Source organism: Mycolicibacterium arcueilense, assembly GCF_058536225.1.
Genome location: NZ_JBZTYL010000007.1, coordinates 1,964,923 through 1,987,554, shown reverse-complemented (window position 1 = coordinate 1,987,554; position 22,632 = coordinate 1,964,923). Strand labels below are relative to the sequence as shown.

Annotated in this window: 17 protein-coding genes; 6 read left to right on the top strand and 11 right to left on the bottom strand. The window is 66.2% G+C overall.

Features of this window, described 5'->3' with window-relative positions:
- Window positions 1-888 (bottom strand): ABC transporter substrate-binding protein, encoded by an 888-nt coding sequence (locus tag AC4LGL_RS13875; RefSeq protein WP_491839184.1) that lies wholly within the window; start codon window positions 886-888, stop codon window positions 1-3.
- Between the two features lie 207 nt (window positions 889-1,095).
- Here AC4LGL_RS13875 and AC4LGL_RS13870 point away from each other — a divergent pair, with 207 nt between their 5' ends.
- The 6 genes from AC4LGL_RS13870 to AC4LGL_RS13845 all read left to right on the top strand — a co-directional run bounded on the left by AC4LGL_RS13870 (window position 1,096) and on the right by AC4LGL_RS13845 (window position 8,024).
- On the top strand, window positions 1,096-1,686 hold the full coding sequence (locus AC4LGL_RS13870) for an HdeD family acid-resistance protein (protein WP_064887235.1): 591 nt from the start codon (window positions 1,096-1,098) through the stop codon (window positions 1,684-1,686).
- Window positions 1,687-1,771: 85 nt separating this feature from the next.
- Complete coding sequence (locus AC4LGL_RS13865; protein WP_491839183.1) at window positions 1,772-3,277, top strand: cytochrome ubiquinol oxidase subunit I; 1,506 nt, start codon at window positions 1,772-1,774, stop codon at window positions 3,275-3,277.
- Window positions 3,278-3,292: 15 nt separating this feature from the next.
- On the top strand, window positions 3,293-4,333 hold the full coding sequence (cydB, locus tag AC4LGL_RS13860; protein WP_491839182.1) for a cytochrome d ubiquinol oxidase subunit II: 1,041 nt from the start codon (window positions 3,293-3,295) through the stop codon (window positions 4,331-4,333).
- 20 nt (window positions 4,334-4,353) lie between these two features.
- On the top strand, window positions 4,354-5,937 hold the full coding sequence (gene cydD / locus AC4LGL_RS13855) for a thiol reductant ABC exporter subunit CydD (RefSeq protein WP_491839366.1): 1,584 nt from the start codon (window positions 4,354-4,356) through the stop codon (window positions 5,935-5,937).
- Window positions 5,924-7,456, top strand: coding sequence for an ATP-binding cassette domain-containing protein (locus AC4LGL_RS13850; protein ID WP_491839181.1), 1,533 nt, complete (start codon window positions 5,924-5,926; stop codon window positions 7,454-7,456). The genes cydD and AC4LGL_RS13850 overlap by 14 nt, the downstream gene beginning before the upstream one ends.
- A gap of 10 nt (window positions 7,457-7,466) precedes the next feature.
- Complete coding sequence (locus AC4LGL_RS13845; protein WP_491839180.1) at window positions 7,467-8,024, top strand: DUF4190 domain-containing protein; 558 nt, start codon at window positions 7,467-7,469, stop codon at window positions 8,022-8,024.
- A 6-nt stretch (window positions 8,025-8,030) separates the two neighbouring features.
- Here the strand turns inward: AC4LGL_RS13845 and AC4LGL_RS13840 are convergent, their stop codons facing one another.
- The 10 genes from AC4LGL_RS13840 to trpC form a co-directional block, all read right to left on the bottom strand.
- Window positions 8,031-8,903 carry an acyl-CoA thioesterase II gene (locus AC4LGL_RS13840; RefSeq protein ID WP_491839179.1) on the bottom strand — a complete coding sequence of 291 codons (873 nt, stop codon included), beginning with the start codon at window positions 8,901-8,903 and terminating at the stop codon, window positions 8,031-8,033.
- A gap of 47 nt (window positions 8,904-8,950) precedes the next feature.
- Window positions 8,951-10,369 carry a pyruvate kinase gene (pyk, locus tag AC4LGL_RS13835; RefSeq protein WP_491839178.1) on the bottom strand — a complete coding sequence of 473 codons (1,419 nt, stop codon included), beginning with the start codon at window positions 10,367-10,369 and terminating at the stop codon, window positions 8,951-8,953.
- A 24-nt stretch (window positions 10,370-10,393) separates the two neighbouring features.
- The gene (locus tag AC4LGL_RS13830) at window positions 10,394-11,896 is read right to left on the bottom strand and encodes a glutamate synthase subunit beta (RefSeq protein ID WP_491839177.1); all 1,503 of its coding nucleotides are present in this window, start codon (window positions 11,894-11,896) and stop codon (window positions 10,394-10,396) included.
- Window positions 11,889-16,457: a glutamate synthase large subunit gene (gene gltB / locus AC4LGL_RS13825; RefSeq protein ID WP_491839176.1), complete on the bottom strand. Its 4,569-nt coding sequence runs from the start codon at window positions 16,455-16,457 to the stop codon at window positions 11,889-11,891. The genes AC4LGL_RS13830 and gltB overlap by 8 nt, the downstream gene beginning before the upstream one ends.
- 85 nt (window positions 16,458-16,542) lie before the next feature.
- Window positions 16,543-16,956 (bottom strand): DUF2752 domain-containing protein, encoded by a 414-nt coding sequence (locus tag AC4LGL_RS13820; RefSeq protein ID WP_491839175.1) that lies wholly within the window; start codon window positions 16,954-16,956, stop codon window positions 16,543-16,545.
- Window positions 16,946-17,344 carry a TM2 domain-containing protein gene (locus AC4LGL_RS13815; RefSeq protein ID WP_491839174.1) on the bottom strand — a complete coding sequence of 133 codons (399 nt, stop codon included), beginning with the start codon at window positions 17,342-17,344 and terminating at the stop codon, window positions 16,946-16,948. Before AC4LGL_RS13815 ends, AC4LGL_RS13820 begins: the two co-directional genes overlap by 11 nt.
- Before the next feature lie 26 nt (window positions 17,345-17,370).
- A complete protein-coding gene (lgt, locus tag AC4LGL_RS13810) occupies window positions 17,371-19,680 on the bottom strand; it encodes a prolipoprotein diacylglyceryl transferase (RefSeq protein WP_491839173.1) in 2,310 nt (769 codons plus the stop codon).
- A complete protein-coding gene (gene trpA / locus AC4LGL_RS13805; protein WP_491839172.1) occupies window positions 19,677-20,465 on the bottom strand; it encodes a tryptophan synthase subunit alpha in 789 nt (262 codons plus the stop codon). Before trpA ends, lgt begins: the two co-directional genes overlap by 4 nt.
- The gene (trpB, locus tag AC4LGL_RS13800; protein WP_491839171.1) at window positions 20,462-21,727 is read right to left on the bottom strand and encodes a tryptophan synthase subunit beta; all 1,266 of its coding nucleotides are present in this window, start codon (window positions 21,725-21,727) and stop codon (window positions 20,462-20,464) included. The genes trpA and trpB overlap by 4 nt, the downstream gene beginning before the upstream one ends.
- A 37-nt stretch (window positions 21,728-21,764) precedes the next feature.
- Window positions 21,765-22,583 carry an indole-3-glycerol phosphate synthase TrpC gene (trpC, locus tag AC4LGL_RS13795; RefSeq protein ID WP_055113911.1) on the bottom strand — a complete coding sequence of 273 codons (819 nt, stop codon included), beginning with the start codon at window positions 22,581-22,583 and terminating at the stop codon, window positions 21,765-21,767.
- Window positions 22,584-22,632: the final 49 nt, after the last annotated feature.

The following is a 22,632-nucleotide window of genomic DNA, read 5'->3' as shown; positions in this document are numbered from 1 at the left end:
TCAGCTGGTCGCACCGTTGATGACCGGCTTCTCGATCATCCCCTTCTCCGCGCCCCAGTTCGTGGCCACCTGCTTGTACGCACCGTTGTCGATCAGGTGCTGAAGCGCCTGTTGCAGCGACGCCGCCAGCGGCGAACCTTTCTGGACCGCCCAGCCGTACGGAGCCGAGTCGAAGATATCCCCTGCGGCTTCGAGTTTCCCGTTGCTCTGCTTGATCGCATACGCCGTCACCGGCGAATCCGCCGACATGGCGTCGGCCTGGCCGAGCATCACCGCGCTGGTGGCGGCGGTCTGGTCGTCGAACTTGATGACGTTGATGGCGGGCTTGCCCGCGTCGACACATTTCTTGCTGCGCGCCGGCATTTCCTCGGTGTCCTGCACCGTTGCCGTCTGCACCGCGATCTTCAAACCGCAGGCATCTTCGGGGTTGATCCCGGCACCGACCTTCTGCGCCCACGATGAACCCGCATTGAAGTAGGTCACGAAGTCAACCTGCTCTTCACGCTTCTTCGAGTCGGTGAACGACGACATGCCGACGTTGTAGTTCCCGCCCTGCACCGACGGGATGATCTTGTCGAACAACGACGCCCGATACTCCGGAGTGAGACCCAACGTGGCGGCGATCGCATTCATCAAATCGACATCGAAGCCGATGATCTTGCCCGCGGGATCTTTGAATTCGTTGGGCGGGTACGTCGGGTCGGTGCCGATGACCAGCTTGCCGCTCGACTTGATCGGCTCCGGCACCGAATTGGCGATCGCGTCGACCTTTTCAACCTTTGCCGCCGTCGTCGTCTTGGTTTCCGACCCACCGGATTCGGTGTTGTTCGCGCAGCCCGACATCGCGAGCGCGCCGCTGGCGGCGACCACCACCGCGAAACGCCACATCTTGCTTCGTCGGGGACGACATCCAACTGTCACGGTTGCCTCATTTCTCTGTCTGCGGCTGCGGTCGGACTGTTCCAAAACGAAGAGGTTAACGGCCGCGGGCCGGGGATGCAGCGCCGGTAACGGAACCTTAACTACCAGGCTGCGACACCACAGCCGTAACGCAAAAACCGCGATCTACATCTACGTTTGTGTCAAACTGCCTGCATGGAAACCACTGCTGCCCCAAGCTTGTTGCCACATCTGTGGAAATCGACGCTGGTTTCGGGAATTCTCGCCGTCATCCTCGGCGTCCTGGCGTTGGTCTGGCCCGGGATCACCATTCTGGTGGCCGCGATCTTCTTCGCCGCGTACCTGTTGATCACCGGTATCTCGCAGCTCGTCCTGGCGTTCAGCATCCGGTCATCGGTCGGTGGGCGGGTGTTGCTGTTCATCGGCGGCGCCGCGGCACTCGTGCTGGCCGTGCTCTGTTTCGTCAGCCTGCAGAATTCGTTCGAACTGCTGGCGATCTGGATCGGTGTCGGGTTCATCTTCCGCGGTGTCGCAACGACGATGTCGGCCATCGGAGATCCGTCGCTGCCCGGGCGGGTCTGGGAGATCATCATCGGCATCATCAGTGTGATCGCCGGCATCATCATGTTCGTCGCCCCCATGGAGGGGTTGGTCGCCCTCGCTCAGGTCACCGGGATCATCCTCATCGTCGTCGGCGTATTCGAAGTGATCTCCGCCTTCGCAATCCGTAGCGAGGCCAAGAAACTCCACGCGGCAATCTCACACCAGGCGCCTCCGGTGACATAAGACACCGGTCATGTTCGGCGCCTGGCCCGCAACCTTCTACTACACTCCGTCGTAGATTGGTCTGAGACCTCGGAAGTAGGGCCAGATGGACGCTTTGGACGTATCGCGGTGGCAGTTCGGAATCACCACCGTCTACCACTTCATATTCGTACCGCTGACCATTGGGTTGGCGCCGTTGATCGCCATCATGCAGACCGCGTGGGTGTTCACCGGCAACGACAGCTGGTATCGCCTCACGCGATTCTTCGGCAAGCTGTTCCTGATCAACTTCGCGATCGGTGTGGCCACCGGCATCGTGCAGGAATTCCAGTTCGGCATGAACTGGAGCGAATACTCGCGTTTCGTCGGCGACATCTTCGGCGCGCCGCTGGCCTTCGAGGGCCTGGTCGCGTTCTTCGTCGAGTCCACGTTCATCGGCCTGTGGATCTTCGGCTGGACGCGACTGCCGCGTGCCGTTCATTTGTTCTGCATCTGGATGGTCGCCTTTGCCGTCAACGCTTCGGCGTTCTTCATCATCGCTGCCAACTCGTTCATGCAGCACCCGGTCGGGGCGAAGTACAACCCGGAGACCGGGCGGGCTGAGCTCATCGACTTCGGCGCGCTGCTGAGCAACAACACCGCGATTTGGGCGTTCCTGCATGTCGTCGCCGGGTCGCTGCTCACCGCAGGCACCTTCGTCGCGGCCGTGAGCGCCTGGCTGATGGTGCGCGACCGGCGCAGGGCAACCGCCGACCAGGCGGCCGCCGAGTCCACCGACGTGTCCGACGCCGCAGCCGGAAACGATTCCGCTGGAATGTACCGACCCGCAACGATTCTCGGCAGCCTCGTGGCGTTGGCCGCAGTCGCCGTGATCTTCTTCACCGGGGACATCCAAGGCAAGTTGATGTTCGTGCAACAGCCGATGAAGATGGCCTCGGCCGAATCCCTGTGTGACACGCAGACGGACCCGGACTTCTCGGTCCTGACCGTGGGTACGCACAACAACTGCGCGAGCGTGACCCACGTGATCGAGGTGCCCTACGTGCTGCCCTTCCTGGCTGAGGGCAAATTCAGTGGCGTCACCCTCGAAGGCGTCAACGACCTCCAAAAGCAGTACGAATCACGGTTCGGACCCGGCGATTACCGGCCGAATCTCTTCGTCACGTACTGGTCGTTCCGGGCGATGATCGGCCTCATGGTGGTGCCACTGGCGTTCGCCCTGCTGACACTGTGGATGACCCGCCGCCGACGGCTTCCCGATCAACGGTGGTATGGCATCTTCGCACTGATCACCCTGCCCACGCCGTTCCTGGCCAATTCCGCCGGCTGGGTTTTCACCGAGATGGGCCGGCAACCCTGGGTGGTGGTCCCGAATCCGACCGGTGACCAGATGGTCCGACTGATGGTGCAACAGGGCGTGTCTGACCATGCGGCCGGCACGGTGTTCTTCTCACTCGCGGTCTTCACCCTCCTCTACGGCGGGCTCGCGGTCGTCTGGTTCTGGCTGCTGCGCCGCTATGTGACCGAAGGGCCACAGGAACACGATTCCGAGCCGGCCCCGCCGACGCCTCCTGACGAGGACGAATCCGCCCCGCTGTCTTTCGCGTACTGAGAGGACTGATCTCAGATGGGACTCCAAGAACTCTGGTTCATACTCATCGCCGTCCTGTTCCTCGGATTCGTGGTTCTGGAAGGCTTCGACTTCGGTGTCGGGATGCTGATGGCCCCGCTTGGCAGCGCGGGCGAAGGCGACCCGGAAAGCCGCAGGCGAGCCGTGCTGAACACCATCGGACCGGTGTGGGACGCCAACGAAGTGTGGCTGATCACCGCGGGCGCAGCCATGTTCGCGGCATTCCCCAACTGGTATGCGACGCTGTTCTCCGCGTTGTACCTGCCGCTGCTGGCGATTCTGTTCGGGATGATCCTGCGCATCGTGGGCATCGAGTGGCGCGGCAAGATCGACGACACCAAGTGGCGCAAGTATGCCGACCTGGGCATCGCCGTGGGATCGTGGCTGCCCGCCATACTGTGGGGTGTCGCTTTCGCAATCCTGGTGCGCGGCTTGCCGATTGATGCCAACCATCGGGTTCACGCCGGGATCGGTGACGTGCTCAACGCCTACACGGTGCTCGGCGGGCTCGCGACAGCCTCACTGTTCGCCTTCTACGGTTCGGTGTTCATCGCCTTGAAAACCGCTGGGCCCATACGCGACGACGCGTTCCGGTTCGCCCGGATACTGACGCTGCCAGTGATCCTGCTGGCCGGCGGCTTCGGACTGTGGACGCAGTTGGCCCACGGCAAGCCATGGACCTGGGCGGCCCTGGCGGTCGCGGTGGTCGCACTGCTGATCTCGGTGGCACTGATGTGGTCTCGGTCGCGGGAAGGCTGGGCCTTCGTCGCCACCGTGGTGGTCGTGGCCGGCGTCGTCGTCCTGCTGTTCGGTGCGATGTACCCGTACCTGCTGCCGTCCACACTGAGCTCGGAGTGGGGCGTCACCATCTACAACGGCTCCTCCACCCCGTACACCTTGAAGATCATGACCTGGGCGTCGTTGACCCTGCTGCCGCTGGTCCTGGTGTACCAGGGCTGGACCTACTGGGTGTTCCGCAAGCGGATTTCGGCAGACCGTATCCCCGCCCCCATCGGACTGTCCCGGCGGTCGGTCTGAATCTCTGGCGCGCACTCGGTATCCGCGGGGCCACCGGCGCTACGACGGGGTTACGGCGCTACCTGCTGGCGGCGGTGGTCTGCGGCGTGACCATCAGTGCCGGCACCATCGCCGCAGCGGTGGTGCTGGCACACATCGTGGCCGCGATCATCGTCCACCCTGGCTCGGCGGCCCGTCACGGCGGCGCACTGGTGGCACTGTGTGCGCTGTGGATCCTGCGCGCGGCCGCGCACTGGCTTCAGGGCCGGCTGTCGCAGCGCGGCGCCACCGCGGTGATCGGGGAATTGTCCAGCCAGGTCTTGCGCTCGGTAACCTCTGCACCACCAAGGCAATTGGCGGCCGATCGCGATGCCGCGGCGGCAGTGGTGACCCGCGGCCTGGATGGTCTACGCCCCTACTTGACCGGCTACCTCCCCGCGGTGATCCAGGCCGCGGTCCTGACACCGGTGGCCGTGATCGTGATGGCTTGTTACGACCTTCAGTCCGCGGCCATCGTGGTGATCGCGCTGCCGCTCATCCCCGTGTTCATGATTCTGATCGGCCTCGTCACGGCCGACCGGTCGGCCGCCGCTCTGGCCGCGATGACCACCCTGCAAGCCCGGCTGCTCGACCTCGTGGCCGGGATCCCCACCCTGCGCGCCGTCGGCCGGGCCGCCGGCTCAGCCCAGCGCATCACTGAACTGGCTGCCGCGCACCGACGCTCGGCCATGGCAACCCTACGGATCGCGTTCCTGTCCTCATTGGTGCTCGAACTGTTGGCCACCCTGGGCGTGGCTCTTGTTGCAGTCAGCGTCGGCGTACGACTCGTGTACGGCGAGATGGACCTGTCTGCGGGCCTGACCGCCCTGTTGCTGGCTCCCGAGGTGTTCTGGCCACTGCGCCGTGTCGGCGCTGCCTTTCACGCGGCTCAGGACGGCAAGACCGCCGCCGAACAAGCTTTCAAGCTCTGTGAGACGCATCAGCCCGCCGGAGGTGCTCTGCGCGTAGCGGATTCCGCTCCCGCGATCGAGTTGGAGGGTCTGGGGCCAACCATCGAACCGGGCAGGGTCACCGTGCTCACCGGCCCCAACGGAGCGGGAAAATCGACTGCACTACAGGCCATTCTCGGTTTGGCCACGCTTCCGTCCGGGCCCGTACGGGTCGATGGAGTGGATGTCGGTGACCTGGACATGACGGCGTGGTGGCACCGCATCGCCTGGCTGCCGCACCGGCCCGTGCTGATCCCGGGAACGGTCCGCGAGAACCTTGAGCTGCTCGGACCACTGACCGACCTGGCCCGGGCCTGCCGCGATTCCGGCTTCGACGACGTGCTCGACGACCTTCCTGACGGGCTGGACACGAGGATCGGCCGCACCGGGGTCGGATTGTCACTGGGACAACGACAGCGGTTGGGGCTCGCCCGCGCGCTCGGGGCCTCGGCACGGGTACTGCTTCTCGATGAGCCCACCGCCCACCTCGATTCCGCGCTGGAACAACGGGTGCTGCAGGCGATCGTCGGCCGGGCCCGCGCCGGTGCCACGGTCATCGTGGTCGGGCACCGGGATCCGGTGGTGGCCATCGGCGACGAGGTGATCACGATAGGTAGCGCACATGTTTCGACGTGATCCGCTGCTGCGGCTGGCCCTGGACCTGCTGCGACCCCGGCTGAGCCGGCTGATCCTGGCCAGCGTTCTCGGAGTGCTCTCGCTGGGCAGCGCGCTGGCCCTGGCGGGTATCTCGGCGTGGTTGATCACCCGGGCCTGGCAGATGCCCCCGATCTTGGACCTCTCGGTGGCCGTCGTCGCGGTGCGTGCGTTGGGTATCTCCCGCGGTGTGCTCGGCTACTGTCAGCGGCTGGCCGCCCACGACACGGCGCTGAGGGCCGCGGCCAACGCCCGCACCGGGTTGTACCGCAGACTCGCCACCGGACCCGACGACGATGCGATGCGACTTCCGAGCGGGGAGTTGGTTTCCCGGGTCGGCAGTTCCGTCGATGAACTGGCCGACGTCGTAGTGCGTTCTGTGCTGCCGATCGTGGTGGCCACAGTGCTCAGCGCGATCGCGGTCGGTGTCATCGCGCTCATCTCCCCGGGCGCCGCGGTGGTCCTGGCGCTGTGCCTGCTGATCGCCGGCGTGGTGGCCCCGGCACTCACCGCCCGCGCCGTTGCAGCCGCGGAATCCGTTGCCGTGCAACATCGTGGCGACCGCGACTCGGCGACGATGTTGGCCCTGGAGTACGCGCCGGAGTTGCGGGTGAGCGGACGCCTCGACGATGTCATCGCCACCGCCGAGCGCCACCACCGCGACTGGGGCCACGCCGCTGACCGAGCGGCCGCCCCGGCGGCGTTGGCCGCCGCGATGCCCAGCATCGCCATTGGTGCCAGTGTCCTGGGTGCGGTCGTCGCAGGCATCGCACTGGCCCCCACGACCGCGCCGACCACCTTGGCCATCCTGATGTTGTTGCCGTTGTCGGCTTTCGAGGCCACAACGGCCCTGTCCGACGCTGCTGTCGGGCTCACGAAGTCCCGTATCGCCGCACGGCGCCTGCTCGAGCTCATCGAGGGCGATCCCCGGGCCCGCCGACGTCCCGAGGCACCCTCGGTCGATCTGCCCGACGGCGGCCGACTGGCCGTCGTCGGGCCGAGCGGCTCGGGAAAGACGACGCTGTTGATGGCGCTGGCCGAACGACTCGATGAAACACCTGGACGCGCAGCGTTTTTCGCCGAGGATGCACACATTTTCGAGACCACTGTGCGGGACAACCTGCTCGTGGTCCGCGGGGATGTCACCGACACCGAATTGCTGTCGGCGATCGAGCGTGTCGGTCTCACCGACTGGTTGGACGGCCTGCCCGACGGCTTGTCGAGCGTGCTCGAAGGCGGTCACACCGCGTTGTCGGCCGGTCAGCGGCGCCGGTTGTTGCTGGCGAGAGTGCTGGTGTCCGATTTCTCTGTCGTCCTGCTCGATGAGCCCACCGAGAACCTCGACGCCGCCGACAGCCAACGGATCCTCACCGAAATCCTCACTCCGGGTGACTGGTTCGCCGCGGACCGGACCGTCGTCGTCGCCACCCACCATCTGCCGGACGCGCTCGGCTGCCCCGTCGTGCACTGTCCACAGCCCGGCACCGTCATCGGCGGGTAGCCTCGCAGGCATGACCGACGAGCGATCCAACCCACCCGGGTCGGAGGAGCCGCAGCCGACCGAGCCTCCCCCGCCGTCGGGATATCCCTACGGGCCGCCCCCCGGTGCGTATCCCGGGCCGTACCCGTCGGCCCCGCCGCCGTACGGCGGATACCCGATGCAGCCCAGCCCGCGTGGGCCCGCCAACGGACTCGGCATCGCCGCGCTCATCCTGGCCATCTTCGCGCTGCTGCTGACGTGGACGGTGATCGGTGGACTAATATTCGGCATCGTCGCACTGATCCTCGGGTTTCTCGGTCGTGGGCGCAGCCAACGCGGCGAAGCCACCAATGGTGGCGTCGCTACCGCCGGAGTCGCGCTGGGAGCCATCGCCTGCGTGGTATCCCTGGTGTTCGTCGGCATCTGGCTGTACTTCGGCCAACGATGGTTCGACGATGTCGGTGGCCGGGACTACGTGCACTGCCTGCAGCAGGCCGGCGACGACACCGTGGCGCAGCAGCGGTGCGAGAAGGAGTTCGAACGGCGGATCGAGGATTCCTTCGGCGAGACGCCGACCACTATCCGCTGAGCCGACTCACGTCGTGGCGGTGCCGGGGAAGTACTTGACGATTCCCTCCTGGACCACCGTCGCGACCAGATGGCCAGCGGCGTCGAAAAAGTGGCCGGTGCCCAACCCGCGGGATTCCGCCGCCACCGGCGACGTGGTCGAGTACAGCACCCACTCGTCGAACTTGACCGGCCGGTGAAACCACACGGAGTGGTTCATCGTCACCGCGAAGATCCGGTCAAAACCCCAGGACAACCCGTGAGTGGTGATGATCGAGTCGAGCACGGTGGTATCCGAGGAGTACACCAGGGCCGCACCGTGCAGCACCGGATCGGAGGGCATGGTGCCCTCCGTCTTCAGCCACACCCGGTTGTGGTCGAGCTTGCCGCCCTTTTTCCGCATCACCCAGGACGGATCGTTGGTGTACCGCCATTCGATCGGGCGTAATGCCTCGACGAACAACGGCACCGTTTTCTCATAGCCGCGCAGCAACTCATCGATCTTGGGCAGCGTGTCCGGATGCGGAACCTCCGGAGCGGGCACGCTGTGCTCGAGCCCCCGGCCGGCGTTCATGTAGGACAACATCACCGAGGTCAGCAGGTTCCCGTCCTGCATGACATCCACCCGGCGGTTGGCGAACCGGCGCTCGTCGCGCAGCCGCACCACGTGGAACTCCAGATCCTTTTCCGGGTCGCCACCGGCGATGAAGTGCGCATTCAGCGCACTCGGCGCGAGCTTGTGTTCCAGCGTGCGCCCGCCGGCGACGAACGCCTGCGCGATCATCTGGCCACCGAAGGTGCGTACCGGGTTCTTACTCGGATGCGAGCCGATGAACAGGTTGTCATCGACGCGATTCAGATCGAGAACAGCCAGCAGCTCCTCGAAATCCGGGTGTGTCAAGGAATGCCTTTCGAGATCTTTGGCAGGCGCTGGTCGGCAGACGACCGCTAGACGTCGTCCTCCCCGATGCGGTGCACGTGGATCAGATTCGTGGAGCCTACTGTGCCCGGCGGCGCACCCGCGACGATGACCACCAGCTCACCGCGCTTGTAGCGGCCCAGATCCAGCAGCGACTTGTCGACCTGACGGATCATGTCGTCGGTGCTCTTCATCTGCGCCACGATGAATGTCTCGGTACCCCAGGTCAGGGCCAGCTGGCTGCGCACCTCGGGCAGCGCCGTGAAGGCCAGCACCGGAAGCGGGGTGTGCAGGCGGGCCAGGCGACGCACCGTATCCCCGGACTGGGTGAACGCGACCAGCGCCTTGGCGTCGAGTCGCTCGCCGATATCGCGGGCCGCATAGGAGATGACTCCGCGCTTGGTGCGAGGGGTGTGGGTCAGCGGCGGCACGCTCACCGAATTGTCTTCGACCGCCTTGATGATGCGGGCCATCGTCTTGACGGCCTCCAGCGGGTACTTGCCGACGGAGGTCTCGCCGGAGAGCATCACCGCGTCCGCGCCGTCGAGCACGGCGTTGGCGACGTCGGAGGCCTCCGCGCGGGTGGGCCGGGAGCTTTCGATCATCGACTCCAGCATCTGGGTGGCGACGATGACGGGTTTGGCGTTCTCCCTTGCCATCTGGATGGCGCGCTTCTGGACCAGCGGCACTTCTTCCAGCGGCAGTTCGACGCCGAGGTCACCGCGGGCGACCATGATCGCGTCGAATGCCAGCACGATGGCCTCGAGGTTTTCGACGGCCTCGGGCTTCTCCAGCTTCGCGATCACCGGAACGCGCCGGCCGACCCGGTCCATCACCTCGTGGACGAGTTCGATGTCGGCGGGCGACCGGACGAACGACAGGGCGATGAGATCAACGCCCAGGCGCAGCGCGAACTCGAGATCCTCGATGTCCTTCTCGGACAGCGCCGGTGCGGTCACGTTCATGCCGGGCAGCGACATGCCCTTGTTGTTGCTGACCGGGCCGCCCTCGGTGACCGTGCAGATCACGTCGTTGCCGTCGATCTGGTCGACCACCAGGCCGACGTTGCCGTCGTCGACGAGGACCCGGTCCCCCGGGCGGGCGTCCTCGGCCAACCGCTTGTAGGTGGTCGACACCCGGTCGTGCGTGCCCGGGCAGTCGTCGACGGTGATCCGCACCGATTCGCCGTTCGCCCAGTAGGTGGGACCGTCGGTGAACCGGCCCAATCTGATCTTGGGGCCTTGAAGGTCAGCCAGCACACCCACTGCATGGCCGGTGGCATCCGATGCCGCCCGGACCCGCTTATAGGCGGCCTCGTGGTCGGTGTAGTCACCGTGGCTGAAGTTCAGCCGAGCGACATCCATCCCGGCCTCGACCAGGGCCCGTACCGTCTCATCGGTGCTGGTAGCCGGGCCAAGCGTACAAACGATCTTTCCGCGTCTGCTCACGTCATGTCAGTCTAGTTGATCGATTCAGACGACGCTTAGTGGGAGCGTCCCGGGCCTCACCGGCGACGGCAGATCCGACTCACCCATCAGGTAGGCGTCCACCGCGTGCGCCGCGCTGCGCCCCTCTGCAATGGCCCACACCACCAGCGAGGCGCCCCGGTGGGCATCGCCGCAGACGAACACCCCGGGCGCGTCGGTCTGCCAGTCCGAACCGCACGACACGGTGCCGCGCCGGGTCAGTTTCAGGTGCAGCCCGTCGAGCAGCGCCATGTGCTCGACGCCTTCGAACCCGATCGCCAACAGCGCCAGGTCGCAGGGAATCTGCAACGACTCGCCGACCGGGGTGATCTGGCGCCGTCCTTCCGCGTCGCGGGTCACCTGAACCTCGGCGATCTCGACGGCCCGCACATGACCGTTGTCGTCGCCGAGAAAACGTTGTACCGCCACTTCGAACCGGCGCGCGCCCCCTTCGGCGTGTGCCGGAGAGGTCCGCAGCACCAACGGCCACGTCGGCCAGGGAGAGAGTTCGTCATCGCGGGTCTCGGGCGGCTCGGCGTTGTAGTCGAGCTGCGTCACCGACGCCGCACCCTGACGGTGCGCGGTACCCAGGCAGTCGGCGCCGGTGTCACCGCCACCGATGATCACCACGTGCTTGCCCGCCGCCGAGATCGGCGACGACGAGTCGCCTTCGCACTCGCGGTTGGCCGGCACCAGATGCTCCATCGCCAGGTGCACGCCGTCGAGCTCTCGTCCGGGCACGTCGTTGTCGCGGCCCCGGAGCGCGCCGACCGCCAGCACCACCGCCTGGTGACGCTGACGCAGCTGCTCGACGGTCAGATCGACGCCCACTTCGCACTCGGTGACGAATCGCGTGCCCTCGGCCCGCATCTGGGCCAGACGCTGATTCAGCACCGACTTCTCGAGCTTGTACTCGGGGATCCCGTAGCGCAGCAGCCCACCGACCCGGTTGTCACGCTCGTACACCGTCACCTCGTGGCCGGCACGGGTGAGTTGTTGTGCCGCAGCCAAACCTGCCGGTCCCGAACCGACGACGGCCACGCTCTTACCGGTGGAGATCGCAGCGGGCTGGGGTTCGACGGTGCCGTTCATCCAGGCGTGGTCGGCGATCGTCTGCTCGATCCGCTTGATCGTCACGCTGCCGCCGGTCTGCTCCTCGGAGATCGAGAGCACGCAGGCGGCCTCACACGGCGCCGGGCACAGCCGTCCGGTGAACTCCGGAAAGTTGTTGGTGGCGTGCAGGCGGTCACTGGCCGCATCCCAGCGTCCCCGCCGCACAAGGTCGTTCCATTCCGGGATCAGATTGCCCAACGGGCAGCCCGCCTTGCCGGAATGACAGAACGGGATCCCGCAATCCATGCAGCGCCGCGCCTGCTGCGACACCTCGCCGGCGCGCGCGTTGGGATCCTCGCGCTCGTACACCTCGCGCCAATCCCCCACCCGTTCCTCGACGGGGCGCTTGGCCGCCTCGATCTTGGGGACACGAAGAAATCCGCTCGGATCAGCCACGGCTGGCCTCCATGATCGCGCTGTCCACATCGCGTCCCTCGGCCTTGGCCATCCGGGTCGCCTGCAGGACACGCTGGTAGTCGGTGGGCATTACTTTGGTGAATTGCGCGCTGCGCCTTGGCCAGTCAGCCAGAATCGAGGACGCCAGAGTGCTGCCGGTATGGCGAGCGTGGGCGGCCACCACATCGTGCAGCCAGGCCAGATCTTCGGCTTCGAGCTGCTGCAACTGCACCATTTCGGTGTTGACCCGGGCCGGGTCCAGACCGAGCACGAAGGCAATGCCACCGGACATGCCGGCAGCCAGGTTGCGTCCGGTCTTACCCAGGATCACCACCCGTCCGCCGGTCATGTACTCACACGCATGGTCACCGACACCTTCGACGACGGCCAAGGCGCCGGAATTGCGCGCGCAGAACCGCTCGCCGACCCGGCCCCGCAAGAACACCTCACCCGAGGTGGCCCCGTACAGCAGGGTGTTCCCGGCGACGACGTTGTCCTCGGGCAGAAACAGCACATCGTCGGGTGGACGCACGATCACCCGGCCGCCGGAAAGCCCCTTGCCCACATAGTCATTGGCATCCCCGATCAGATCGAGTGTGACTCCCGGCGGCAGGAACGCTCCGATCGACTGGCCGGCCGACCCGGTCAGGGTGACGTGAATGGTGTTGTCGGGCAATCCGGCCGCACCGTAACGCCGGGTGACCTCCGAGCCGAGCAACGTACCCACTGTGCGGTTGACGTTGCGGACCGGAAGTTCCAAGCGAACCGGCAACGCATCTTCGAGTGCGCCCTCGGCGAGCTGGATGAGCGTCTGATCGAGGGCCTGCTCGAGTCCGTGGTCCTGGTCGCGCACCCGCAGCCGCTGGGTCAGCGTGCCGCCGTCGGCATCCGTCGGCAATGCGAAGATCGGGCTGAGGTCCAGCCCACGGCTCTTCCAGTGCGCCACACCGGGATCGGTGTCGAGCACCTCGGCGTGGCCGACGGCCTCGTCGATACTGCGGAATCCTAACTCGGCCAGGTACCGGCGGATGTCCTCGGCAATGAAGGTGAAGAAGTTCTCGACGAACTCGGGCTTGCCGTTGAACCGCGCCCGCAGTTCCGGGTTCTGCGTGGCCACACCGACCGGGCAGGTATCGAGGTGACAGACCCGCATCATGATGCAGCCCGACACCACCAGCGGCGCGGTGGCAAAACCGAACTCCTCGGCGCCCAACAGTGCAGCCACGATCACATCGCGGGCGCTGCGCATGCCACCGTCGCACTGCACGGTGATCCGATCACGCAAACCGTTGAGCACCAACGTCTGCTGGGTGTCGGCCAGACCGATCTCCCACGGCGCCCCGGCATGCTTGAGTGAGGTCAACGGTGCCGCGCCCGTGCCGCCGTCATATCCGGAGATCAACACGACGTCGGCATGCGCCTTCGACACCCCGGCCGCGACCGTGCCGACACCGACGCTGCTGACCAGCTTCACGTGGATCCGGGCCTGGTCATTGGCGTTCTTCAGGTCGTGGATGAGCTGGGCCAGGTCCTCGATCGAGTAGATGTCGTGGTGCGGGGGCGGCGAGATCAGTCCCACGCCGGGAGTGGAGTGCCGGGTCTTGGCGATGTTGGGATACACCTTGTACCCCGGAAGCTGGCCACCCTCACCGGGTTTGGCGCCCTGGGCCATCTTGATCTGGATGTCGGTGGCGTTCACCAGATAGTCGCTGGTGACACCGAAGCGTCCCGAGGCCACCTGCTTGACGGCGCTGCGCCGGCGCGGATCGTACAGTCGGTCGACGTCCTCACCACCTTCACCGCTGTTCGACCGGCCGCCGAGGTTGTTCATGGCGATCGCCATGGTCTCGTGGGCTTCCGCCGAGATGGAGCCGTAACTCATCGCCCCGGTGTTGAACCGGGTCACGATCGACTCGACCGGTTCGACCTCATCGAGCGGAACCGGGGGCCGCAGTCCCTGCTTGAACTCGAACAGCCCACGCAGGGTCCCGCCTTCGCGAGACAGCCGGTCGACCTCCTCCGAGTAGCGGGCGAAAATGTCGCGCCGACCGGTCCGGGTCGAATGCTGCAGCAGAAAAACCACTTCCGGGGTGAACAGATGCAGCTCACCTTCCCGACGGAACGCGTACTCGCCCCCGACCTCCAGCCGGCGGTGCACCCGCTCGGTGGGGTTCTCCGGATAGGCGCGCCGGTGACGCAGCTTGACCTCCTCGGCCAGCACGTCCAGCCCGACGCCGCCGAGCTGGGTGGTGGTTCCCGTGAAGTAGTCGTCGACGACGTCGCGGCTCAGCCCGATGGCCTCGAAGACCTGGGCGGCGGTGTAGGACGCGACCGTGGAGATACCCATCTTGCTCATCACCTTCACCACCCCCTTGCCCAGCGCCTTGACGTAATTGCGCACGGCAGTGGCGGTTTCGATGCCGGTGAGCTCGCCTTCGCGGATGAGGTCCTCGATCGACTCGAAGGCCAGATACGGGTTGACGGCGGCGGCGCCGTACCCGATGAGCATGGCGATGTGATGGACCTCGCGGGCGTCACCGCTTTCCACCACGAGCGCTACTTTGGTGCGTTCCTTGGAACGCACCAGATGGTGGTGTACCGCGGAAACGGCGAGCAGCGACGGGATCGGAGCCCGGGTGTGGTCGGAATCGCGGTCGGAGATCACCAGGGTGCGAGCACCTTTGGCAATCGCCTCGCTCGCCCTCGACCGCAGGTCGTCGACCGCTTCGGCCAGGCCTTCCCCACCCCGCTCGACGTCGTAGAGCGCACGCAGCACGGTGGTGCGCAGGCCCGGATGCTCACCGTCGTCGTTGATATGGACGATCTTGCTCAGCTCGTCGTTGTCCAGAACCGGCCAGCGCAAGACGATTTGGCGGCACGACGCGGCCGAGGGTTCCAGCAGATTCTCCTCGGGCCCCATCACGCGGGCCATCGAGGTGACCACCTCCTCGCGGATGGCGTCCAACGGCGGGTTCGTCACCTGGGCGAACAGTTCGACGAAGTAGTCGTAGAGCAGCCGTGAGCGCTTCGAGAGCACCGCGACGGGGGTATCGGTCCCCATCGAACCGAGCGGCTCGCCGCCGGATGCCGCCATCGGCGTCAGCAGGATCCGCAGTTCCTCCTCCGTGTAGCCGAACGCGATCTGACGGCGCACCACCGAGTCGTGATTCGGCTGGGTCCGGGCCCGCTCGGGCAACGTGCCGAGATCGAGCAGACCGGCATGCAGCCACTCGCCGTAGGGTTCGGCGGCCGACAACTGCTCCTTGATCTCGTCGTCTCCGATGATGCGCCCGGCGGCGGTGTCGACCAGGAACATCTTGCCGGGCTGCAGGCGCCCCTTGGCGACGATCTCGCCCGACGGCACGTCGAGCACACCGCTCTCGCTGGCGAGGATGACCCGGTCGTCGACCGTGCGCCACCAGCGTCCCGGCCGCAGACCGTTGCGGTCCAGTACTGCCCCCACCACGGTGCCGTCGGTGAACGTCACGCAGGCGGGGCCGTCCCACGGTTCCATCAGCGAAGCATGGAACTTCCAGAATGCGCGCTCCGCGGCGTCCATGGTGGTGGCGTTCTGCCACGCCTCCGGAATCATCATCAGCACCGCGTGCGGCAGGCTACGCCCGCCCAGGTGCAGCAGCTCAAGCACCTCATCGAAGGACGCCGAATCAGAGGCGTCGGGGCTGCAGATCGGCGACAACCGGCTCAGGTCACCGGGAATCCGTGCGCTGGCCAACAGCGCCTCCCGGGCGTGCATGCGGTTGCGATTACCGCGCACGGTGTTGATCTCGCCGTTGTGGGCGACGAAGCGGAACGGATGCGCCAACGGCCACGACGGAAAAGTGTTGGTGGAGAAGCGACTGTGGACGATGGCGATCGCGCTCATGCAGCGCTCGTCCCGCAGATCCGGAAAGTATTGCGGCAGCTGCATTGTCGTCAGCATGCCCTTGTACACGATGGTCCGGCTGGACAACGACGCGAAATACACCGCATCGGCGCCCTGGCCCTGTTCGGCGCGCTTGCGCAGTGGATAGACCTTGCGGTCCAGCTCGATACCGCCCAGCCGGTTGCCATCGACCTCTGGTGCCGCGACGAACAGCTGCGCCATGTGGGGCATGCAGCCCAGCGCCGTCGAACCGATCTCGGCGCCGTCCGGATCCACCGGCACCTCGCGCCAGCCGAGAACCTCAAGGTCTTCCTCAGCGGCCAGTGCTTCGATGCGGGCGCGGGCGGCACTGCGCGCGTCCTGGTCCTGCGGCAGAAAACAGATGCCCGCGGCGAAACTATGGCGGCCGTCGGCGGCAGAGGCGGGCAGTGCGAAGTCGACCACGTCAGTCAGCAGTTCGACCGGCAGCTGCAGCAGGATGCCGGCCCCGTCGCCACTGTTGGGCTCGGCCCCGGCGGCACCGCGGTGTTCGAGGTGTTCGAGGGCGGTCAGCCCATCAGTGACGATGCCATGGGAGCGGCGGCCCTGAATGTCGGTGATCATGGCCACGCCGCAAGAATCGGCCTCATTGGCGGGGTCATAGAGCCCCTGCGCATCTGGCAATGCCGAGAACAGCATCTAGTCGCACCTCCGCAAGTCCGGAACATCCTGGTCCCGGGACTGCACCGGCCCGAATTTTCAGTGTATCAGCGCAGGTGGGCTACTACTGAGCGCTTAACGTCGGGACCAGTGGGAAGCCTGGCAGGTTGCGCACCACCGTCCACAGCACAACCGCGACCACGATCGTCACCACGGCGGGCATCGGGAACAGCGCCTTGCCCAACCGCCATCGCACCAACATCCACACGATCAGAGCAGGCAGACCGACCAAGGCGAATACGTTGTCGACCACTGCCGCAGCCACGTCGCCGTGCAGCAGATCATGGGTCATCCGCAGCCCGCCACAGGCCGGACAGTTCAATCCGGTCAGAGCCTTGAACGGGCAGCCAGGAAACAGAAACCCGGGACGGTGTGGATCCGCCACACCGGTATAGGTCAACGCACCAGCCCCGAGCACTCCGGCCGTCAGCAGCGAATATCGTCCGGCCGTCGTGGAGGTGAGGCCGCTAGGTTCCATCGCGCAGTGGACGCCCGTACGGGTCGCGAACCTTGTCGGTGAAGATCAGGATTGCATCGACCAGTCCCCAGATGATGGCGCCGATGGTGCAGGTGGCCAACCCCACGATCAACTGGGCGATGCCCAATCCGGTTTGTCCCAGGTAGATCCGCCCGAGGCCGACAAAGCCGAACAGCCCGACCAATTGCAGCAGCCCGGCCACAACCTTCGACTTGTCGGAAAGCGGGTCACCGGTGACCGGATGACGGCCGAAGGGCGCGCTCGGATCCACGAACGCCGGCGGATAGGGCGGGTAGCCCGGTGGCGGTGGCGGATAACCCGCGGGTGGCGGAATGCCGGCCGACGACGGGATATCCGAGGAGCCTTCGGACTGCGACGGATCAGTCATACAGCCAGGATGCCAGAGCCCGATCCCTACCGGTTACGGCGGAACCAGCGACGCACCCGACCACCCTGCTTGGTCGTCTCGGAAGGCTCCGACGGCTCGACAGCAGCGGGTGATTCGGGGCCGGTTTCGCCCGACACGTCCTCATCGCCATCGTCCGTTTCGGCAGTCTCGTCTTCGTCGGTCGCGGGCTCGTCGGCTGCCTCCGCGGTGCCTTCTTCAGCCTCGCCCCCGGCGTCATCCGCCTGGTCGACCTCGTCGGCATCCACCGACGCCTCGGACTCACCGGTCTCAGTTGGAAGGGCGTCGTCGGCGTCTTCGTCGTCGGTGTCCGCCTCGACTACCGCTTCCTCGCCTTCGGCGTCCTCCGTGGTCTCGTCCGCAGCCGGCTCCTCGGCGGCTACCTCAGATTCGAGTTCCGGCTCGTCGTCTACGTCAGTGGACTCGTCGTCAGCGGGGACTTCGTCCGCAGCTTCTTCTTCGACCTCGGCTTCGGCTTCTTCAGCCTCGCCGTCTTCCTCAGCGGGCTCATCGTCGCCAGCGACCTCGTCGGCCGTCTCGTCAGCAGCCGACTCCTCGACGGCTACCCCAGATTCGAGCTCCGGCTCGCCGTCTTCCTCAGCGGGCTCGTCGTCGGCAGCAGCGGCCTCGTCCTCGACGTCCGACGCAGCCTGGGCTTCAGCTTCTTCAGCTTCTTCAGCCTCGCCTTCGCCATCAGTGGGCTCATCGTCGCCAGCAGCCTGGTCGGCCGTCTCGTCAGCAGCCGACTCCTCGACGGCTACCCCAGATTCGAGCTCCGGCTCGCCGTCTTCCTCATTGGACTCATCGGCGGCAGTGACCTCGTCCACAGACTCTTCTTCGACGTCCGGCTCGGCTACCGCATCCTGATCGGCGACCTGCTCCTCGGCAGCCTCGGCGACATCGTCCTCGGCCTCAGCACCAGTGGGCTCGTCATCAGCGACCTCGTCCGCAACTTCTTCCCCGGCCTCGGACTCGGCTTCAGCCTCACCGTCATCCTCAGTGGACTCACCGGCGGCAGCGACCTCGGCGTCGGACTCTTCTTCGACGTCCGACTCAGCTTCTACGGCTCCAGCTTCTGCTTCGGCGTCGTCAGCCTCGCCCTCGAGATCCGCCTCGTCTTCGGCGTCTTCAACCTCGCCCTCGAGATCCGCCTCGTCCTCGAGCTGGTCGGCCTCATCCTCAGCTTCGGCTTCCGCCTCGTCTTCGAGTTCCTCGGACTCCTCGTCGTCGGCGTCCTCGTCAGGCTCGGCCGCGATCCCCTTCAGTTCGATGGCCGCGGCAGCTTCGGCGCCGTCGTCCTCACTGGCGCCGACCTCGTCCGGATGCATGTGGTCGGCATCTTCGTCGTCGTCCTGACCCGCCACAACTGCGGCCGCGACGACACCGGTACCCGCCGCGGCGGCGACCAGCTCCTTGCCGAGTTCGTCGACCGTGGTTTCGTCCTCGTCGTCATCGCGCTTACCCACCAGGGTCGCCGGGTCTTCCCGCCCCTTGGTCGCCAGCATGATGTAGACAACGGCGCCGATGAACACGAACGTCGAGGTGAAGGTGTTGACGCGGATACCGGCGAATTCGGTCGCCGGGTCGCTGCGCATCAATTCGACCAGGAAACGGCCCGCACAGTAACCGGCCACATACAGCGCGAACAGACGACCGTGACCGAGCTTGAATTTCCGGTCCGCCCAGATCAGTAGCGCGAAAACCAGTAGATTCCACAGCAATTCGTAGAGGAAGGTCGGATGTACGACCTTGATGACCTCGCCGGTGGACACGCCATTGAGATCGTCGGGCACGCCGGCCGCATTCAGCCGCTTGTAGATCTCCAGACCCCACGGCAGCGTGGTGTCGCCGCCGAAGAGTTCTTGGTTGAAGTAGTTTCCGAGCCGGCCGATGGCCTGGGCCAAGATGATTCCGGGCGCGATCGCGTCCCCGAAGGCCGGCAGCGGTATCCCGTGCGCCCGGCAACCGATCCAGGCTCCGACACCGCCCAGCGCGACGGCGCCCCAGATTCCCAGACCGCCCTGCCAAACCTGGAATGCCGCACCGAGGCCCTTGCCGGTGGGCCCGAAATACGTGGGCCAGTCCGTCATTACGTGGTAGAGCCGGCCGCCGACAAGCCCGAACGGCACTGCCCACAAGGCGATGTCGTAGATGACGCCGGCTTGTCCGCCCCGCGCCTGCCAACGCCGGTCACCGATCACCAGCGCTGCGATGATGCCGACGATGATGCACAGCGCATACGCGCGTATCGGCACCGGGCCCAAATGCCAGACGCCCTGTGACGGGCTGGGCAAGTACGCGAGCACGGTAGTGGTCAAGCTGAAATCCTCTGCCTAACGCCGTTGGCCAGTTCTTCGGTGAGGCACCGGACTGCGTCCAACCCCTCACTCAGGGCCGACACCAGTGCCGACCCGACGATGACGCCGTCGGCGTAGGCGCCGATCTCGGCCGCCTGCGCTCCCGAGCGCACACCCAACCCCACTCCGACGGGAATGTCGGAGACTTCCTTGACGCGGCGCACCAACTCCGGCGCCGCGTTCGAGACCACGTCGCGTGCGCCGGTGACACCCATTGTCGATGCGGCATAGACAAAGCCGCGTGAAGCGTTCACCGTCGCCGCGAGCCGCTCCGGCGTGGACGACGGGGCGACCAGGAAGATCCGGTCCAAGTTGTGTTCCTCCGATGCCGCGATCCAATCGACGGCTTCCTCGGGGATCAGGTCCGGGGTGATCAACCCGTAGCCACCGGCAGAGGCCAGGTCGCGGGCAAACGTGTCAACGCCCTTGCGCAACACCGGGTTCCAGTACGTCATCACCACGGCGCGGCCGCCGGCGTTGCTGATCGCCTCGACCGCCGCGAGGGTGTCGCGCACCCGAACCCCGCCGGCCAGCGCCGCCTCGGTGGCGGCCGCGATCGTCGGTCCGTCCATCCCAGGATCCGAGTACGGCACGCCGACTTCCACGAGATCACAACCGGATTCGACCATCGCCGTCATCGCCGCGATCGACGTCTGAACGTCCGGGAACCCGGTCGGCAGGTACCCGATCAGCGCGGCACGACCCTCGGCGCGGCAGCCGTCGAACAACTCCGCCAGCCGGCTCATCCTGCGCTCCCCTCATCGAGCAGTCCGAACCACTTGGCCGCGGTCTCAACGTCCTTGTCGCCGCGCCCGGACAAGTTCACCACGATGATTGCTCCGCTGCCCAGTTCAGGGCCCAACTTGAGCGCACCGGCCACCGCATGCGCCGACTCGATCGCGGGGATGATGCCCTCGCGGCGGCACAGCAACGAGAACGCGTCCATCGCCTCGGTATCGGTGACGGGACGGTACTCGGCGCGGCCGATGTCTTTGAGGAAGGCATGCTCGGGCCCGACGCCCGGGTAGTCCAAACCGGCCGAGATGGAGTGCGATTCGATCGTCTGACCGTCCTCGTCCTGCAACAGGTAGGAGAACGATCCCTGAAACGCACCAGGCGAGCCACCGGTGAATGTCGCGGCGTGCCGACCCGTCTCGACACCGTCACCCGCGGCCTCGAAACCGACCAACCGCACCGCCGGGTCGTCGATGAAGGCGTGGAACACACCGATGGCGTTCGAGCCGCCGCCGACGCACGCGGTGACCGCGTCGGGCAACCGGCCGGCCTGATCGAGGATCTGCGCCCTGGCCTCCATGCCGATGATGCGCTGGAAATCCCGCACCATCAGCGGGAACGGATGCGGGCCTGCCGCCGTCCCGAAGCAGTAATAGGTGTCGTCGGCGTTGGTGACCCAGTCCCGGAACGCCTCGTTGATCGCGTCCTTGAGCGTCTTGGACCCGGCCTCGACCGAGACGACGGTGGCGCCGAGCAAGCGCATCCGGGCGACGTTGAGCGCCTGGCGGGCAGTGTCCACCGCGCCCATGTAGATGATGCATTCCAGTCCGAGCAGGGCACATGCGGTGGCGGTGGCCACCCCGTGCTGGCCGGCTCCGGTCTCGGCGATAACGCGCGTCTTGCCCATCTGCCGCGCCAGCAGTGCCTGGCCCAGAACGTTGTTGATCTTGTGAGAACCGGTGTGGTTCAGGTCTTCTCGCTTGAGGAAGAGGCGTGCACCACCGGCATACTCGGACAGTCGGGTCGCTTCGTACAGCGGGGACGGCCGACCGCTGTAATGACGCTGCAACCGGTCGAGTTCGTCGAGAAAGGCTTGGTCGCCGCGCGACTTCTCGTAGGCCGCGGTGACCTCTTCGATCACCGCCATCAGCGCCTCGGGAACCAACCGACCGCCGTAGGAACCGAAATGTCCCAATGCGTCGGGATCGTGAACGGTGGGTTCGGCAACGCCAGCGCTGGTACGGGGCAACTCGGGCCCCGCGAGATCCGCCATCAAAGTGTCTTTTCGTACAAGCGGCTCATTGACTGGTTCAGCGAGCCGGTTTCGGGCAGGACGGGTGCGTACCGGCAGTGACCAGATCGGCGACCGCGCTGCGGGGATCCCCGCTGGTCACCAGACCTTCACCGACCAGCACGGCATCGGCACCCGCGCCGGCGTACGCCAGGAGGTCAGCGGTTCCACGGACCCCGGACTCCGCGACGCGGATGACATCGGAGGGCAGCCCCGGCGCGATCCGGGCGAAGCAGTCACGGTCGACTTCCAGCGTCTTGAGGTCGCGGGCGTTGACACCGATCAACTTGGCCCCGGCCTGCAACGCCCGGTCGGCCTCCTCTTCGGTGTGCACCTCGACGAGCGCGGTCATGCCGAGGGATTCCGTGCGCTCCAAAAGCGATTCCAACACCGACTGCTCCAGCGCCGCCACGATGAGCAGCAACAGATCGGCGCCGTGCGCCCGCGCCTCATGGATTTGGTACGGCTTGACGATGAAGTCCTTGCGCAGCACCGGAATTGACACTGCCGCCCGCACCGCGTCCAGATCGTCGAGTGAGCCGTTGAACCTGCGCTGCTCGGTGAGCACGCTGATCACCCGGGCACCGCCGGCCTCGTAGGCCTGCGCCAACTGCGCCGGATCGGCGATATTGGCCAACTCACCTCGGGACGGGCTCGCACGCTTCACCTCGGCGATCACGGCAATACCCGGTTCCCGCAAGGCGGCCATCACGTTCAGTGGCGCCGGTGCTTCCTGGGCCCGCGCCTTGATATCAGCCAAGCTGATAACGGCCTCGCGGGCGGCAACGTCGGCGCGGACTCCCTCGATAATGGAGTCGAGCACTGTGGCCGAACTCATCGCCCGTCGGTTCCTTTCTGGTGCCTCCGGGCCGGTCCCGGTTGCCCTC